19 protein-coding genes are annotated in these 16,401 nt (G+C 57.2%); 12 read left to right on the forward strand and 7 right to left on the reverse strand.

Annotation, left to right across the window (positions count from 1 at the left end; all coding sequences use genetic code 11):
- The 7 genes from VV088_RS08540 to VV088_RS08570 are packed head-to-tail and all read right to left on the reverse strand — an operon-like array spanning nt 1 to nt 3,896.
- Nucleotides 1-669: a hypothetical protein gene (locus VV088_RS08540; protein ID WP_334600274.1), complete on the reverse strand. Its 669-nt coding sequence runs from the start codon at nt 667-669 to the stop codon at nt 1-3.
- Entirely contained in the window at nt 663-1,184 is a 522-nt protein-coding gene (locus VV088_RS08545) for a hypothetical protein (protein ID WP_334600275.1), read from the reverse strand. Before VV088_RS08545 ends, VV088_RS08540 begins: the two co-directional genes overlap by 7 nt.
- A gap of 21 nt (nt 1,185-1,205) precedes the next feature.
- Nucleotides 1,206-1,772 carry a hypothetical protein gene (locus VV088_RS08550; RefSeq protein WP_334600276.1) on the reverse strand — a complete coding sequence of 189 codons (567 nt, stop codon included), beginning with the start codon at nt 1,770-1,772 and terminating at the stop codon, nt 1,206-1,208.
- The gene (locus VV088_RS08555; protein ID WP_334600277.1) at nt 1,769-2,107 is read right to left on the reverse strand and encodes a hypothetical protein; all 339 of its coding nucleotides are present in this window, start codon (nt 2,105-2,107) and stop codon (nt 1,769-1,771) included. The genes VV088_RS08550 and VV088_RS08555 overlap by 4 nt, the downstream gene beginning before the upstream one ends.
- On the reverse strand, nt 2,107-3,162 hold the full coding sequence (locus tag VV088_RS08560; RefSeq protein WP_334600278.1) for a major capsid protein: 1,056 nt from the start codon (nt 3,160-3,162) through the stop codon (nt 2,107-2,109). The genes VV088_RS08555 and VV088_RS08560 overlap by 1 nt, the downstream gene beginning before the upstream one ends.
- Nucleotides 3,163-3,177: 15 nt before the next feature.
- On the reverse strand, nt 3,178-3,501 hold the full coding sequence (locus tag VV088_RS08565) for a hypothetical protein (RefSeq protein WP_334600279.1): 324 nt from the start codon (nt 3,499-3,501) through the stop codon (nt 3,178-3,180).
- A 14-nt stretch (nt 3,502-3,515) separates the two neighbouring features.
- The gene (locus VV088_RS08570) at nt 3,516-3,896 is read right to left on the reverse strand and encodes a hypothetical protein (RefSeq protein ID WP_334600280.1); all 381 of its coding nucleotides are present in this window, start codon (nt 3,894-3,896) and stop codon (nt 3,516-3,518) included.
- A gap of 307 nt (nt 3,897-4,203) precedes the next feature.
- Between VV088_RS08570 and istA the strand changes: the two genes are divergently transcribed.
- From istA to VV088_RS08630, 12 genes are all read left to right on the forward strand, one after another.
- A complete protein-coding gene (istA, locus tag VV088_RS08575; protein WP_334598916.1) occupies nt 4,204-4,815 on the forward strand; it encodes an IS21 family transposase in 612 nt (203 codons plus the stop codon).
- Between the two features lie 35 nt (nt 4,816-4,850).
- Nucleotides 4,851-5,327, forward strand: a complete 477-nt coding sequence (locus VV088_RS22740) for a hypothetical protein (RefSeq protein ID WP_442913124.1) — start codon at nt 4,851-4,853, stop codon at nt 5,325-5,327.
- Between the two features lie 3 nt (nt 5,328-5,330).
- A complete protein-coding gene (locus tag VV088_RS08585; RefSeq protein ID WP_334600281.1) occupies nt 5,331-6,092 on the forward strand; it encodes an IclR family transcriptional regulator in 762 nt (253 codons plus the stop codon).
- Between the two features lie 201 nt (nt 6,093-6,293).
- Entirely contained in the window at nt 6,294-7,124 is an 831-nt protein-coding gene (locus VV088_RS08590) for an RraA family protein (protein WP_334600282.1), read from the forward strand.
- Between the two features lie 41 nt (nt 7,125-7,165).
- Nucleotides 7,166-7,972, forward strand: a complete 807-nt coding sequence (locus tag VV088_RS08595; RefSeq protein WP_334600283.1) for an RraA family protein — start codon at nt 7,166-7,168, stop codon at nt 7,970-7,972.
- Between the two features lie 22 nt (nt 7,973-7,994).
- The gene (locus VV088_RS08600) at nt 7,995-9,041 is read left to right on the forward strand and encodes a tripartite tricarboxylate transporter substrate binding protein (RefSeq protein ID WP_334600284.1); all 1,047 of its coding nucleotides are present in this window, start codon (nt 7,995-7,997) and stop codon (nt 9,039-9,041) included.
- An 86-nt stretch (nt 9,042-9,127) separates the two neighbouring features.
- Nucleotides 9,128-9,580, forward strand: a complete 453-nt coding sequence (locus VV088_RS08605; protein ID WP_334600285.1) for a tripartite tricarboxylate transporter TctB family protein — start codon at nt 9,128-9,130, stop codon at nt 9,578-9,580.
- A 12-nt stretch (nt 9,581-9,592) separates the two neighbouring features.
- Nucleotides 9,593-11,092 (forward strand): tripartite tricarboxylate transporter permease, encoded by a 1,500-nt coding sequence (locus VV088_RS08610; RefSeq protein WP_334600286.1) that lies wholly within the window; start codon nt 9,593-9,595, stop codon nt 11,090-11,092.
- Between the two features lie 253 nt (nt 11,093-11,345).
- Nucleotides 11,346-12,524, forward strand: coding sequence for a pyridoxal phosphate-dependent aminotransferase (locus VV088_RS08615; RefSeq protein ID WP_334600287.1), 1,179 nt, complete (start codon nt 11,346-11,348; stop codon nt 12,522-12,524).
- Nucleotides 12,521-13,597, forward strand: a complete 1,077-nt coding sequence (locus tag VV088_RS08620; protein ID WP_334600288.1) for an iron-containing alcohol dehydrogenase family protein — start codon at nt 12,521-12,523, stop codon at nt 13,595-13,597. The genes VV088_RS08615 and VV088_RS08620 overlap by 4 nt, the downstream gene beginning before the upstream one ends.
- A 28-nt stretch (nt 13,598-13,625) precedes the next feature.
- Nucleotides 13,626-14,969, forward strand: a complete 1,344-nt coding sequence (locus tag VV088_RS08625; RefSeq protein ID WP_334600289.1) for a YjiH family protein — start codon at nt 13,626-13,628, stop codon at nt 14,967-14,969.
- A gap of 307 nt (nt 14,970-15,276) precedes the next feature.
- On the forward strand, nt 15,277-16,173 hold the full coding sequence (locus VV088_RS08630; RefSeq protein ID WP_334600290.1) for a tocopherol cyclase family protein: 897 nt from the start codon (nt 15,277-15,279) through the stop codon (nt 16,171-16,173).
- Nucleotides 16,174-16,401: the final 228 nt, after the last annotated feature.

Below are 16,401 nucleotides of genomic sequence, written 5' to 3' on the forward strand. Positions count from 1 at the left end.
TTATCCCTCCTTACTGTTCTTCTTCATTTTCATTGCCGAAACAATGTCGGTGTAATACTTGTGCGCGATATTGCCGGGGGTCTTGACCTTGACGGAAAACGCCGCCAGCCGGTTCGTCGGAACAATCAGCCGCGGAATCTGCGGGTAATCCTCGATTACGTCCGCAAGGTAGTTCAGCACGTCCGCAAGGGTCCCGCGGAACACGGCGTTTTCTTTCAGCCGCCCGCGGGGAATGGACGGCCCGCAATATACGAACGTGTCGTATCCCTCCGCGCCCTCTGTGGGCCGTTCTGCGGGCTTTTCTCCGCCGGTGGTATCGTTACCCCCACCGCCGGTTCCGTCGCTTCCTGCGCCCTCTGTGGCTTCCTCCGCGGGCTGTTCTCCGCCGCCGTCGCCGGTCCCGCTCCCGCCGGTGTCCTCTTCGCCCTCTGTGGGCCGTTCTGCGGGCTTCTCGCCGGGGCTGGTATCTCCGCCCCCTTCGCCGCCCGCGGCGTTCTCTGCGCCCTCCGTGGCCCCCTCTGCGGGCTTCCCGGCGGTTTCCTTCGCGTTGTGGGCGTTCAGAGCCTCAATGATCTGCGTTTTCGTCATGCTGTCATCGGCGGCGATACCGTTTGCGGCGGCAACGTCCAGCAACTCTTCCTTTTTCATGCCGGTTTTGAATTCTACCATCTTTGTTCAACCTCACTTTCAACTGTTGGTGTTCTGTTTTCCAGATACGGCCCCGGAATCCCGCATTCTGTGTTGATCGTCGGCAACGTCCATTCCGACATGATTTCCCCCAAATAGTACGGGGCCGTATTATCCGGGTAGATAATCATTTCAAGGGGCATTTTCAGCAAATAGCGGTCCTGAATGCTCCCGTCGCGTAGAAATGCCAGCCGAATCCGGGTAAGCAGATTCAAAAGGCACAAGGACCCCTCCGCTTTGTCCTCCGAATAGGTCGCGGCGACAATGCGAATCTTGCAACTGCTTTCCGGGTACTCTCCCGGCTCCTGTTCGTCCTTGCTGGTCAAAAACTGCAAAAGGACGTAGGGAATCCGCTCAACTTCCGCTTTTTTCGTCGGAATCGCCATTTTATGAACCTCCGCCGGGCGTTCGTTGTTCTTCCCGCTCTTTCGGTCCACCCGGACGGGCAAAAGCAAATCCCTTGTTTCGTTCTCGATGTAGGCTTTCAGCGCGTCCAAAAGTTCCAAAGGTGTCATTGTTTACCCTCCGTAGCCGTTCAGAATGCGGGTTATTTCGTGTTCAATGCGCTTGTTTACGGTTTCCTGTGCCTTTTCCGAAACCTGTTCCAGCACTTCCTCATTCCCCGCCATTTGCGCGGTTGACTGTGCCATGAATTCAGTTACCGGGAAAGAACGCCCCGTTTCGCGCTCAAACATTCCTGTGTGACCGCTCTTCATCCGGGCAATAAAGGCATGGACGAACGGCGTTTGACCGTTCCCCCGCATGACCGCCGCTTTCACTTCCGCCCGCTGAATCGGCAATGTCGGCGTTACGTTGAAGCGGTACAGCGGCAACTTATAGCCCGCGAAAGTCACGGTTCCCACAACGCCGCCGTCGGCTTTCTGGACCTGTGTGCGGATATTCCCCCCGGCCCGGACGCGCTGTGCGGAAATAGCATACGTTCCCGTGATCTGCCGGACGGTTTCGGCCTTGACCGTACTGTTCGCCCGGCGGATAACGCTTGAAATCGCCTTTTGCGCGCCGCCCGGTATGCCGGAAAGAATCAGGTTCACCCGCTCGATCTGATCGTTTGTAATCTGAATCATTCGGTCAACATCTCCAAATAAAGCACGATTTCCCCGGCTTCCGGGTGAACCTTTGTGATTTCGTACAGGTCGTCGCCGATCTCCACGGTCAACCCCTTTTTCGGGGTCTGCCCCAGCAATGACAGCGGAACATACATGACTAAATCGACAAGAACCAAACCGTCAACGTGATCTGTCGCCGGTTTGGTTCTGTCCTGTGCGCCGCCGTCGTCGATGATGACCGGCCCTTTGTACCGGGTCCCGTCAATCCAGAATTCCACAACGTCGGCGTGTTCCGCGCTGTTGTGAAAGACGGTTTCCAAGTCCCGGTCAAGCTGTGCTTTGAAGTTCAGCATTACAGCACGTGGGCGACAAACCAACTGTTGACCTCATGCGGAACGGGAAGAGGTTTGCTGTTGATCTGCAAAAAGCGGCGGTCCGGGCGGCGCTCCACCCACGTCTGCGGCACCATGTCGCCCTCGACGGTAATTGTCCGTTTCCCATCTTCCGGAATCATCGTGATTGCTCCGTAATATTCGGAGTAGTCCGCCCGCGTACTCAAAAGCGCCAGTGCGCCGTCGGGAACAAGCGGGTATTCATCCGGGGCGGCGGGGTTTGTCCAGTCGTCAAGATACCATTCGTTGTATTCGTAAATGTCCATCCCCAACTTCCGAATGGTCCCGATGTAGGTTGTCCCGTCAGGCATTTCCCGCGGTTTGATCGCCGCAAGGTCATAACTTTTAACGTCCAACTGTTTCATGACCTCCGGGTGGCTGACAAAGGCCGCGGAAACGTCGCTTGCCATAATGCAAATATTACAGTTCACAAACCCGGTTTTCTGAACCTTTTTGCGCCACCGCTCAATGTCCGCAAGAGGGTGGGACGTTGGGGAAGTCCATTTCAACGCGTCTGTTACAATGGTTTCGATATTATCAAAACCAAAGTCAATCTCTTCGTTCAGCCCTTCGCCGATAATGGGAATTTTCCCGGTGAAGATCGCCGTTGCCGCCATCCACTCCCGGCGGCGCACGATCATTTCTTTCAGCTCCCGTAAATCCTCCGCCAGCTTTTCCACGGCGCGGTCAGCGGGCTTTTTCCCGCTGTACGGATTTTCGCCCGCGGACCGCTCCAGCAGGTCGTCTACGGTCGTAATCTTGTTCGGGGCAACCAGCGTCGGCGTGTAGCTTACGGTCTGATAGCCCGCGTTCGGAACGGTCTTTCCGCCCACTTTCGGGTGAACAAACGGGGCAAGGGCGCGACCGCCCTTTTTGAAATCCACTTCGACGCTCTTCGTATAGAACGTCCTTTTATTCCGAAAGAACGTGTCAAGGAAGAACGTCCGAACCGGCGGCAACCGGCGAACCAGCTTCCCCAACGTGCGCGGTGTGTAAATATCGGTTTCAATAGCCATTTCTTTTTCCTCCCTTTACTTCAAAAAGATTCCCAGCTTGCGGAAAGCGGGTTTCAGGGCTTCCGCTGTCACACCCTCCGGCAAGGTCAGCCCATCGGCGAAAAATTCGCCGGTCAGCATACAGACAACGCCGCCGTCCGTAGAATCGTCGGCGGCGATTCCGTACAGTTCGTCCAGCCCGGCGGCGGTCGCTTCTTTGAATCCGCCCGCGGTCTTGATGACCGGGGCATACTGCCGGACGGTTTCGCCCTCCGCAACCTCGCCCACTTCCTTTGCAATGGGGAAGTCGCCCGCAAAAACATTTTTGCGGGTCAGTTCGTCGCGCTTGATTTCATACATGGTCGTTTCCTCCTTTACTTCGTTTCAGGGAAAAGCCGGTCAATCGCCGCGTCGATCTCGCTTGTCCCGCCGCCGCCTGCCGCGCCCTCGATCTTTCCGCCGGTTCCCACGTCGCCCGCGCCGCTGTCCTGCGCGTCGTCATTTCGGGCGGCGATATAGTCCGCGCTCTGCTTCTTCTGCGCCGCGACAATCTGCGTCGCAACGTCTCCGGCGGAAACAGGCTTTTCAAACTTTGCGGCGTTCACAATGGTTTCAAATCCCGCCAGCGCCACGCCCTCGATGTCCTGAATCCGCTTGCGCTCCGCGGCGGTCGCCGCGTCCTCGATCTGCTTTACCAAATCGGGGAACGCCGCCCGCAATCCCTCCGGGGTCTTAATATCTTTGATTCCGTCCATGACTTCTTCGCTCCTTTTCTGCTCTGTTGGATTTTTGGTATTTGAAAAACCGCCGGACGCGCTGGCCGTCAGGCGGTTTAACAACGAAACGGATAAATTCGGGAAACGTTCAAGGTCCATTGAAACGCTGTTCACGACAACCTTTCCCATGTTTTCAACGGTCGTCTGTGCGTCCTCGAACATTGTCAGCGCCAGTGATAAAATGTAAAAAAACGCCGAGGAAAAAATGTAGTTTTGTGGCGGAGAGGAGGGAAAAAAGATAGACTCCCAATCAGGGCGAAAAAGAGCCCGGAAAGGGAGTCAGGAAATGAAAGGAGCACAGTGGATGGAAATCCGAAGCGACAGACAAAAAGGGCTGAGCTATGTGGAGCTGGGCCGGAAGTACCACATGGACCCGCGAACAGCAAAGCGGTACGCGGAATCGCCGCAGAAGCCGGAGTACACATTGAGCGAACCGAAGCCCACAAAGATGGACCCGTACAAGCAGATCGTGGACGAGTGGCTGGAGGAGGCGCCGTATTCGGCGCTGCGGATACTGGAGAAGCTGCGGGAGATGGGGTTTGACGGAGGTTACAGTATTGTCAAGGCGTATGTGAGCAGCCGGAAGATGGACTTGAATGAGAAAGCAACGGTGCGGTTTGAGACGATGCCCGGAAAGCAAGGGCAGATGGACTGGGGATTTTTCGAGGATCACCTGGTGTACGAGGACGGAAAGTGGAAGAAGCTGTATTGCTTTCTCATGATTCTGGGGTATTCGCGGATGCGGTACATCGAGTTCGTAACGGATATGAGCACAAACACGTTGATACGGTGCCATCAGAACGCGTTTCGGTATTTCGGAGGCTACCCGGAGGAGATTCTGTACGATAACATGTCCCCGCAAGGGGGATGCGATGGCTCTAAGCGGCAAAGCCGCTAAGAGCCATCCAAAAGCAGGTAGTCATCAAGTGGCTTTTGAAGCAGGAGGACTCCACGCTAAACCGGCAGTTTGAGGACTTCGCGGGATTCTATGGGTTCAAGCCAATTCTGTGCCGGCCCTACCGGGGTCAGACGAAGGGGAAAGTAGAGCGGACGGTTCAGTTTGTCAGAGATAATTTTATGGTGGGGATCCAGTACAACAGCCTGGCGGACTTGAACGGACAGGCCCTGGCCTGGTGCAATAAGGTCAATGGGAAAGTCCACGCCACCACCAACGAGATTCCCTTTGAGCGGCTGAAAAAAGAGAGACTGAGCCCTCTTACCCGTGAGTACATTATCGACAAAATCAACCTGAGGCGAGTACAAAAAGACTGCCTCACCCCCATTTGGCCCTTTTTACTTGACTGCTTTCGACGTGTCAGAGGCCACGCGGTAAGTTTCCTGATGATATATCTTGACAATCGGCTGGAAACACCCATACAATATAAGATACTTCTGTTGTGTGAGGGATAAAATATGAACGCTTCTGAAAAGACGGCCGCGCTGCTGAAGGCACTTGGACAAGCGCCCTACATCCATGGTGTTACGGATCTGGGAGAGAAAATTGAGTGTACCAAGAGCGGTACCTTTAAAATTCTGGCGGCCCTGGTCCAGAGCGGCCTGGCCGCGCAAACGGTCGGCCATAAGTACACCCTGGGGCCGGTTATCTACATTTTAGGGAAGACCTATGAGGATAAGATCGGCCTGTCCAAAATGATCAAGCCATATCTGGTCCGGCTGAGGGACCTGACAGGGGAAAATGCCTCGTTCAGCATGCTGATTAACGGAAAGGCAAACCTGGTGTATCGGGAGGAGAGCCTGCAGCTGGTTCGGGTGGCGGGAAGCGTGGGCCAGGAGCGCCCCCTTCACGCTGGCGCCACTGGAAAGGTTCTGGGGGCCTTTCAGGATGACGAAGTGATCCGGAAACGCCTGATGGAGGAGCCGCTGACCGTCTTTACCGAGCAGACCATCACCTCACCCGGCGCCCTTTTGAAGGAGTATGCCAGGATCCGGGAGCAAGGCTATGCGATCAGCAACGGCGAACTGAATATTGAGACGATTGGCATCGGCGCGCCCATTCGGGACGAGGCTGGCAGCGTCTGGGCGGCAATTTCCATCGGTGCGCCCCGGATGCGGGTGGATGAGGTCAAAAAGGAGCGGTACATCTTCCTGGTGAAGGAGCTTGCGGAAGAGATGTCTCAGGACCTGATGCGGGGGACGATTGGAACATCGCCGTAAGAAGAAACATGAAAATCGAAAATTCTCTGACAGAAAACTTTGCCGTCATTTTTAATTAAAACGACGGCAAAATTATGTTTGAATATCTAAAAATAATTGATTTTTTCGGAAAAGCTTGCGGAATCGGAGGAAATGTGCTAATATATCAATGAATTAAGTTTCCTTATCGGAAACCTCAAAAACAACAAGGAGTGCTACAATATGGATATCAGTCAGGTTGAGGCCTATAATAAGGAAGTCGCTGAGCAGCGGGCTCAACGGGACGCGGACTATGCGGAGTATGAGGCGGCGGGCCGCATCTGGGGGCTGGTTCCCCGCGAGCGGATCACCAAGATCAAATTCCCTCGGGTGAGGAAGGAGATCATTGACGGCTACCTGTCCATGGAGGATATGTCCACCACGGTCTCGGATGTTCTGGACTCCTACGGTATTGACGGTGCGATCCCAACCTCTTACCTGAAGCCCGTCATCCCTGGCAGCAAAATTTGCGGTCCCGCCGTGACCATCCGCAACATCCCAGTGCGCAAAACCCCCACCCAGGGCGCCCACGACCACGATTTTATCGCCATGTCCACCCGGGATATCTACTACATCGGCGAGCCTGGCGATGTGCTGGTCTCTGACTTCGGCGGCAATTTGGATGTGTCCAACATGGGCGGCCAGAGTTGCACCGTGGGCAAAAGCTGTGGCTTTGCCGGCAACATCATCAACGGCTGCTGCCGGGATGTGTCCTCTATCCGGGAGTATGACTACCCCGTGTTTTCCTGCGGCACCACGCAGATTACTGGCAAATATCGCATGGAGTGCGTGGAGATGAACGGTCCCATTACCCTGTGCGGCAAACTGGTTATCCCCGGCGACCTGATGGTGGCGGATGACTCCGGCGTGTGCATTGTCCCCTATGAGCTGGCTGAGCCTATATTGGAGGAGTGCTTGAAGATCGCCGCCGCCGAGGAGCGGATGCGCCAGCTTATCGAGAGCAAGGCCCCCATCTCCGAACTGCGGCCCCTGTTCCGTGCCCGCTACAAATAATTTGCGGCAGATTACATGTTTGAAAGAAGGCTTACATTGCTATGATGAACCCAAAGGTAGAAGCGGAATATGAGGAGTATAAAGCTGCCGGGCGCATCTGGGGCGTGATCGACAAGGAGAATATCAAGATGATCAAATTCCCCCGCGTCCCCAAAGAAATTGTGGACGGCTTCAAGGCGCTGGAGGATGACCTGACCGGCACGGTCAGCGATATTCTGGACACCCTGGGCTACAACAAGGTGATCCCCGCCAACCTGCTGCCCCCCATTGAGCCGGGGCATATGATTGTGGGCACTGCCGTGACGCTGCGCAGCATTCCCATCGAAAAGACCACCACGCAGGGCCTGCATGACCACGATTTTATTAAGATGGCCTCCCGGGAGGTCAATTATCTGGCCGAACCGGGGGATGTGCTGGTGGGCGACGCCGGAGGAATGACTGAAATGAGCAGCATGGGAGGACAGTCCTTTGTCTCGGCCAAACTCAGGGGGCTGGAGGGCGTTGTCATTGACGGCGCGGTCCGGGATGTGGGCGAGATCCGCAAGTACGGCGTGCCCACCTGGTGCCGGGGCGTCACCCCCAAAACCGGAAAATGCCGGATCGAGGCGATTGAGATCAACGGCCCCGTGGTGCTATGCAATGTTCAGATCAACCCCGGCGATCTGATTATCGCGGACGACTCGGGCATCTGCGCCGTTCCTCCGCAGCATGCCGCCTACGTACTGAAGGAGTGCCAGGAGATCCTGGCCGATGAGATCGTGATGCGGAAGTTGATCGAGCGGGATGCCCCCATTGCCGAAATTAAGAAGCTCTTCCGCAAGCGCTACACCAACAACGATCAAAAATAAATTGAATTTGGAGGATATTTCAATGAGAAAGCTTTTTGCCGCCGTTCTTGCCTCCGCAATGATCCTGTCTCTTGCCGCCTGCGGGCAGAACGGGAGCCAGTCGGGCAGCTCCGCAGGCTCCAACAACGCCCCTAGCGTCTCCGGCAGCGGCTCCAACAACGTCTCCGCCTCTCAGCCCGTCGAGGGATATACCTTCTCCGACACGATTACGATCACCGTCCCCTTCAACGCCGGCAGCAATACCGACAGCCAGATCCGCTTTATCCAGCCCTATCTGGAAAAGCACCTAGGCGTCAATACTGTGATCGTCAACGTCGGCGGTGCTTCCGGCGTGATCGGCACTACCGAATTCCTGACCAAGGTTGCCGACGGGAACAATATTCTCTTCAGTCTGCCCACCCCCACGGTCTATAAGCCCGCCGGCGGCGAGACGGAGTATACAGTGGACGACCTGATCCCGGTCTCCCAAACCTCCTCCTCTCCGTTCTATCTGGCCGTCTCCGCGGAGAACAAAAACTTTACCGACGGCGCTTCTGTGCTGGACTACATCAAGAATAACCCCGGCGCCTTCACCTATGCCAACGCTGGCAACGGCGGCATTGCCCACCTGGCCTTTGCCTCCTTTCTCCACGGCGAGGATCTGGACGCCCTGAGCGTCCCCTTCACCGGCGGCACGGCTGACTGCTACACCGCCGTGATGGGCGGCCATGTGATGGGCCACGCCGTCAGCGAACCCGATCTGGTGGGCCGTACAGACTACAATGTGCTCATCAATCTGGGCACCAAGTCCACTGCTGAGGGCTTTACCAACATCCCCACCTTGGAGGAGTTGGGCTATCCCGGCTATGCCACAGACACCTTCGCCGGCTTCTACTATATGAAAGGAGTGGACAGCGCCATTGTTGAGGCCTTTGATGCCGCCGTGGAGACCACCCTCAACGACCCTGAGTTCCAGGCCGCCGCGGCCGAGGCCAGCTTCGGCTACAGCTATGTCGATTCCGCCGGCTTTACCGCCGCCGTTCAGAATACCGCCGCGCTGGCCGCTCCCATTCTGGAGAGCCTCGCGTAACAAACCTCCGGTCCTGTCGGCATGTCCCCGAGAAAAGGGACATGCCGACGGCCGACTGACACCCTTTTGGATATGAGGTGACCGATTTGAATAAAAGAAACTTCACCAGCAGTCTGATTGTCCTGGCGTTCTTCGTTTTCTTCTATTTCCAGGCCGTTCAGCTGAAGGCGGGGGCATCCTACTGGCCCAAGCTGATCTGCGTCGCGGGCGGGGTTCTGTCGGCTGTCAACGCGGCCGTGGCCGGCGTCCAGTGGGCCCGGACCCGGGAGGACGGCAAGGTACTGCCCCTCTCCCTGCCCCAGCTCAAAAATGTTTTGATCCTGCTGGCCATCTCCGGGGTCTGGATCTTCCTCATTCCCCGGCTGGGCTATCTGGTTATCTCTGTCCTGGCAACCGGAGCCATTGTGCTGGCCTTCGAGCCGATCAAGGATGGAAGGCACATTGTCCGGGATATCATCATAACGCTGATTTTTGCTGTGTTGATCTATGGCCTGTTTACCCTGTTGGGCATCCACTTCCCCAAAGGGCTCTTGATGTAGGGAGGGGCGGCTATGAATGAGATTTTAGGGTATGTTCTGACTGCATTCTCTCCAGTCAATCTTCTGTTCGCTCTGCTGGGGACGGTAGTTGGCATTACGGTGGGGGCCCTGCCCGGCTTTACACCCACCATGGGCATTGCTGTTCTGATTCCCATCACCTATACCATGGATGCCACCACCGCCCTGGTCTTTCTGGGGGCCATCTACTGCGGTTCCATGTTCGGCGGCTCCATCTCCGCCATCCTGATCAACACCCCCGGCACCAGCGCCGCGGCGGCCACCGCTATGGACGGCCACGCGCTCACGCTGAAGGGCGAGGCCCATGGCGCGCTGGTGGAAGCGTCGGTGGCCTCCTTCTGGGGCGGTATTGTCAGCGTGCTGGCGCTGATCTTCCTGGCTCCGCCGCTGGCCCGCTTCGCCTTCCAGTTTGGTCCTCAGGAGCGGTTTATGATGGCCCTGTTCGGGCTGACCATCATCGCGTCCCTATCCACAAAGGATGTGCTGAAGGGGCTAATGATGGGTTGTGTGGGTCTGGCCGCCGCCTGCATTGGCATGGACCCCATTCTGGGTCAGTCCCGCTTTACCTTTGGAAGCACCTTCCTGATGGGTGGCATCACCATGATCCCCGCCGTTATCGGTCTGTTCAGCGTATCTCAGATTTTTACCACGTTGAAGGACCCAGTTCAACTAGCGGACAGGGACATGATCGCCCAGTTCAGGGCGGCCAGGCTCCACTGGAAGGACCTGGTCCGCTACCCGGTGACCTATCTCCGCTCCGCTGTGATCGGTATTGTGGTGGGGATTATCCCCGGGACTGGCGGGGATGTGGCCTCTTATGTCTCCCACAACGTGGGTAAGGTGTTCAGCAAGGAGGAGGACTTCGGCCACGGCGCCCGGGAGGGCGTGGCCTGCTGTGAGTCGGCCAATAACGCTGTCACCGGCGGCACGCTGATCCCCACGCTGACTCTGGGCGTCCCTGGGAACGCCACGACTGCGGTGTTGCTCTCCGGACTGACCATCCAGGGCCTGACCCCCGGCTACGGCCTGTTTACCAGCGAAAAGCAGGTCACATACCCCTTCATCTGCGCGCTGTTTATCGCGAATCTGCTGATGCTGTTCATCGGTATGTTCGGGGCGAAGCACTTCGCTAAGGTCACCCTGACGCCCAAGAATGTCCTCAGTGCTTTTGTTCTGTCCCTGAGCGTTATGGGGACCTATGCGGTGCGCGGGAATCTGAAAGACGTGGTTGTGATGATGGTGTTCGGGGTGATTGGCTGCCTTTTGAAGCTGTATAGGTATAATGTGGTGCCAATCGTGCTCGGCCTGATTCTGGGTCCCATTGCGGAGGCGGGACTGTCTCAGGCGATGCTGCTCAACGGCAACTCCCTGTATAACACACTCCTCTCCATGACCACCCGCCCCATCTGCGTAGTACTCTTCCTTCTAATGGTGGCTTCTGTGTGTGCACCATTTATTCTGGATGCGCGCAAAGTGGGCAAAAAAGCGGCCTGACGCCGGAAATGAGGAGGCCCCGGTTCTCGGAAAGGGAACCGGGGCCTCTCTTCGCGCGCCGCTCCCGGCTTAGGGTCATATAAGCTCCGGGTTTCCCGGTTGATCTGCTGCCCGATGTCCAGCGGGTTTTCATGCTGTCAACCAGCATCCGTCTGTTCGTATGTTTATTCATTTTGCCCTTGACCGCGGGGCGTGTTTTTTGTATGATAAACAGACAAGATCCTCAGTTGAGGAGGAAAAGAGGTTTTATACAATGCCAAGTCTGAGCAACCGGGTGCAGACCTTCACCGATTCTGTCATCCGCCGCATGACCCGCATCAGCGATGAGCATGGCGCCATCAATCTGTCCCAGGGGTTTCCGGACTTTAATCCGCCCCGTGAGATTCTGGACGCCCTGGCCAAGGCGGCCCATGCCGGCCCACACCAGTATTCTATCACCTTCGGCGCGGAGAATTTCCGCCAGGCCCTGGCCAGAAAGCAGAGCCGGGCCATCGGCCGGGAGATCGACCCGGAAACCGAAATCGTGGTCACCTGCGGCGGAACCGAGGCCATGATGTGCGCCATGATGACCATCTGCAATCCCGGGGACAAGGTGATGGTGTTCTCCCCCTTTTATGAGAACTACGGGGCGGACGCAATCCTGTCCGGCGCCGACCCCATCTACATCCCCCTGGTCCCGCCGGAGTACGGCTTCGACATGGAGTTGGTGGAGGCCGGCTTCCGGCAGGGGGCCAAGGCCATCATCGTCTGCAATCCCTCCAACCCCTGCGGAAAGGTGTTTTCCCGGGAGGAGTTGCTGGGCATCGGGGAGCTGGCTCTGAAATACGACGCCTTTGTGGTCACCGACGAGGTCTATGAGCACATGGTCTACGCCCCCCGCAGGCACATCTGCATGGCCTCCCTGCCCGGCATGTTCGACCACACCATCACCTGCAACTCCCTGTCCAAGACCTACTCCATCACCGGCTGGCGGCTGGGTTATCTGGTGGGGCCGGAAGAGGTGGTGGAGGGGGCCAAGAAGGTCCACGATTTCCTCACCGTGGGGGCCGCCGCCCCCCTCCAGGAGGCCGCTGTCACCGGCCTGGAATTCCCCGAGAACTACTACGACCAGCTGCTGGCTGTCTACACCAAAAAGCGCCAGTATTTCCTGGACGGGCTGGACCGCATCGGCCTGAAGCACAACGTTCCCCAGGGGACCTATTTCGTCCTCATCGATATCCAGGACTTCCTGGACCTGCCCCAGTTCAAGGGCTGGACCGACCTGGAGTTCTGCGAGTGGATGATCGTCAATATCGGCGTGGCCGCCGTGCCCGGCTCCAGCTTCTTTAAGGAGGAGGTCAACCACCTGATCCGCCTCCACTTCGCACGGGAGGAATCCACCATTGACGAGGCGCTGTCCCGCCTGTCCAAGCTGACGGAGCTGCTGAAATGATGGAGACAAGATCGGTATGTTTCTGCGGCTACTCTGTCGGAACGGACGTATACAGTCTTGTGCCGGAGTTCTGCCGTCCCTTCGGCAGCAGGGTTCTGCTCATTGGCGGGGAAAGGGCTATGGCGGCCGCTCTGCCGGGGCTGGAGGCGGCCCTGCTGGACAGCGGCCTGAGCATTGTGGAGGCGCGCCCCTTCGGCGGCGACTGCACCCAGGCCAATATAGACCGCTTGGCCGGGCGCGCCCGGGAACTGGAGGTGGACATGATTTTCGGCGCGGGAGGCGGGAAAGCTCTGGACACCGCCAAGGGCGCGGCCTTCGCCGCCGGACTGCCGGTGTTCACCTTCCCCACCATCGCCGCCACCTGCGCCGGGACCACCGCCCTGTCGGTGGTCTATCGGGAGGACGGCTCCTTTGACCGGTTTGCCTTCTACCCCCGGCCCGCCCGGCACTGCTTTATCAACCTGGACATTCTGGCCCATGCCCCCTGGCAGTACCTCCAGGCGGGGATGGGGGACACAATCGGCAAGTTTTTCGAGTGCCATTTCGCCGCCCGGGGGGACAAGCTGGCCCACAGCTCCGCCCTGGGCAGGGAGATCAGCAATATGTGCTACGCCCCCCTGGTGGAGCACGGGGTCCAGGCCCTGGCCGACTGCCGGGAGCACCGGGCCGGCTTCGCGCTGGAGCAGGCGGCGCTGGCCATCATCGTCAGCACGGGGCTGGTGTCCCTGCTGGTGCTGGACCAGTACAACTGCGCTGTCGCTCACTCGGTGTACTATGGACTGGTCCTGCTGCCCGGCTTCGAGGAGAAGCACCTGCACGGCAATGTGGTGGCCTACGGCGTTCTGGTTCAGCTGGCGGTGGACCGGGACTGGGACCGGGCTCGGGAGTTGAAGGTCTTTCTGCAAAAGCTGGACATCCCCACCACGCTGGCCGGGATGGGGGTTCCCCTGGAGCGGGAGCATCTGAAGGCTGTGCTCCATGAGACGGTCACCGGGCCGGACATGGAACACATCCCCTACCCCATAAGCGAGGATATGATCTATCAGGCCATGGAGGCCGTGGAAGCGCTTTGAATCTGCGCGAAAGAGAGAGGGAAATCATATGACAGAAAGCTGTGTCAACCGCAAAAACCTTTTGAAATTCATTCTGGGCTCCGCCCTGGGTATTCTGATGTTTCTGGCGCCCATCCCCCAGGGGGACTCCTTCACCACCCTGCTGGACTTTGTAAAATCCTTTTTGAAGGACCTGTTCGGCGCCAGCCTGAACTATATTCTGGTGGTCATCATCGCAGGCTCCGCCATTTTGACGGTGTATGACTTTATCTGCAAGCCGGACTGGATCCGGAAAAACCACTATCTGAGCAAAGCCTTCTGCTCCACCCCGCTGTATCTGGTCTCCAAGGTTCTGGGCGCGGTGTTCATCGTGATGATCGTGTTCCATGTGGGTCCGGAGTATATCACATCGGCGGACACCGGGGCCACCATGGCGGACCTGTGCGCCACCCTGTTCTGCATCGTGCTGGGCTTCAGCTTCTTCCTGCCCTTCCTCACCGACTGCGGCATCATGGAATTTCTGGGCGTTCTGCTCCGGCCGGTGGTGCGGCCTCTGTTCCATGTGCCTGGCCGGGCCTCCATCGACTTGATTGCCTCCTGGTTCGGGGCCTCTAACGCCGCCGTGATCCTCACCCGGGAGCAGTATATGAAGGGCTTCTACACCAAGCGGGAGGCCGGTTACATCATGACCAACTTCTCCATCGTGTCTATCCCGTTCTGCCTGCTCATCGCCAACACGGTGGGCATCTCCAGCCTGTTCCCGCCCTTCTACCTGTGTATCTGCGTGGTGGGCATTGTTCTAGCGGTCATCATTGCCCGGCTGCCCCCCATCTGCACCCTCCCTGATACCTATCAGGAGCAGACGGGCAAACAGATCAACGAGGACGTGCCCCAGCAGACCAGCCTGATGTCCTACGCCCTGGAGAGCAGTTGCAGGCGGGCGGAGAGCTTTCAGCTGAAAAACGTGGTCTCCGGCGGCATGGAGGTTCTAATGGGGATGTACTTTGATCTGATTCCCATCGTCATCTCTTGGGGCACCATCGTGCTGATTATCGCCACCTATACCCCGCTGTTCACCTGGATCTCCTACCCCATGGGGATGTACCTTCAACTCTTTGGCGTGGAGGAAGCCTTTGCCGTGGCCCCCGCCACCCTGATCGGCTTTACCGACATGTTTGTCCCCGCCCTGCTGATCGCCGGAACCACCTCTGTCAAGACCAAATTCATCATTGGTGTGCTTTCTCTGGTGCAGATTATCTATATGACCGAGGTGGGCGCCATCGTGATCAAGAGCGAGATACCTCTGAACCTGTGGAAGCTGTTCCTGATTTTCATGGAGCGGACTTTGATCGCCATCCCCCTGATCACATTGTTTGCCAATCTTGTGCTGTAAGCCGACCGGTTCAGAACTGGGACGGATCGAATTAAGATGAAGGGTTATGGCACGATATCGCACAAAAAGCAAGGAAGCCGAACGCAAAGGGACTATGGCTTAGGGTAAGCGATCGATACATCGACCGAAAAAATATGTATTTTTTTCGTTGGTGGGATAGAGATCATCCTTCCTTGATTGTTTATATACTGTAACTGTTCATGAGATATACCGTCAAGATTGGGGACAAAAACAGGCTTTCTTCCGGTCGAGAGTAATCCTATATAAAATCCCAGATTCAGGGAAAACTGAATCCGGGGTGATAAAAATGACATGTTTTTTCCACGGCACAAACAGGACGGGCCCCTATTTTGAGGGCTGGTACTTTAAGCACCAGAATCCGCAGGGGCAGACCTTGGCGCTGATTCCCGCATTCCATATGGACAGAGAAAGACGCCGTACCGCCTCTCTCCAGGTTATTTCAAACAATCAGACTTGGTGGCTGGAGTACCCGGCATCACAGCTTCAAATCTCCCGGCAACCCTTTCAGGTACAGATCGGACAGTCCAGTTTCGGTGAGCAGGGGATTGACCTCCATATCCAACGGGGCGGCCTCTCCCTCCAGGGCGCCCTGCGCTGCGGCGCCTTTACAGTCCTCCGCTCCGACATCATGGGGCCGTTCCGTTTCTTCGCCGGGATGCAATGCTCCCACGGCGTCATCAGCATGGGCCATTCTCTGAGCGGAACGCTGGAGTTGAACAGCGAGCGCCTGGATTTCTCGGACGGAATCGGCTATATCGAGACGGACCGGGGCCGCTCCTTTCCCAGCAAGTACCTCTGGACGCAGTGCGTCTGGGGTGGGCCGGAACCTGGCAGTCTGATGCTTGCCATCGCGACGATCCCTCTGGCTGTGGGCGGTTTCACCGGCTGCATCTGCTCCGTCCTTTATGAAGGCCAGGAATACCGGCTGGCCACCTATCGGGGCGTCAGGATTGAAACGTGGTCCTCCTCCGGTACGGTGATCCGCCAGGGGAAGTACCGCCTGGAGGCAGAACTGCTGAACGAACGGCGGCAACCTCTGCGTGCCCCGGTGGAGGGCCGCATGGAGCGCACCATCCACGAGAGCCTCTGCGCAGAGGTGCGCTACCGCTTCTGGCACGGGGACCACCTCCTGTTTCAGCATATGGCCCCCAATGCCAGCTTTGAGTACTCCTCATCAAACTGATGCCAAACAATTATGCTGGAGGACTTCGCCCGCCGGAATGGGGATCTCCGTTTCAAGCATTTCACCGATGTTCAGGCCACAGACAATGGTTTGTTTGTGGCCTTCTATTATGCTTATTTATGGATGTGCAAAGGGTACGCGATATCGTGTATCCTAGTAGAAAGTGGGAGCAAAAAAGCGAATTCAAAAAAGTTACAAGGAGGAACGCCGTTGATGGGGCAGATGATA

The sequence above is a fragment of the Lawsonibacter sp. JLR.KK007 genome (assembly GCF_036941135.1).
Taxonomy (GTDB): Bacteria; Bacillota; Clostridia; order Oscillospirales; family Oscillospiraceae; genus Lawsonibacter.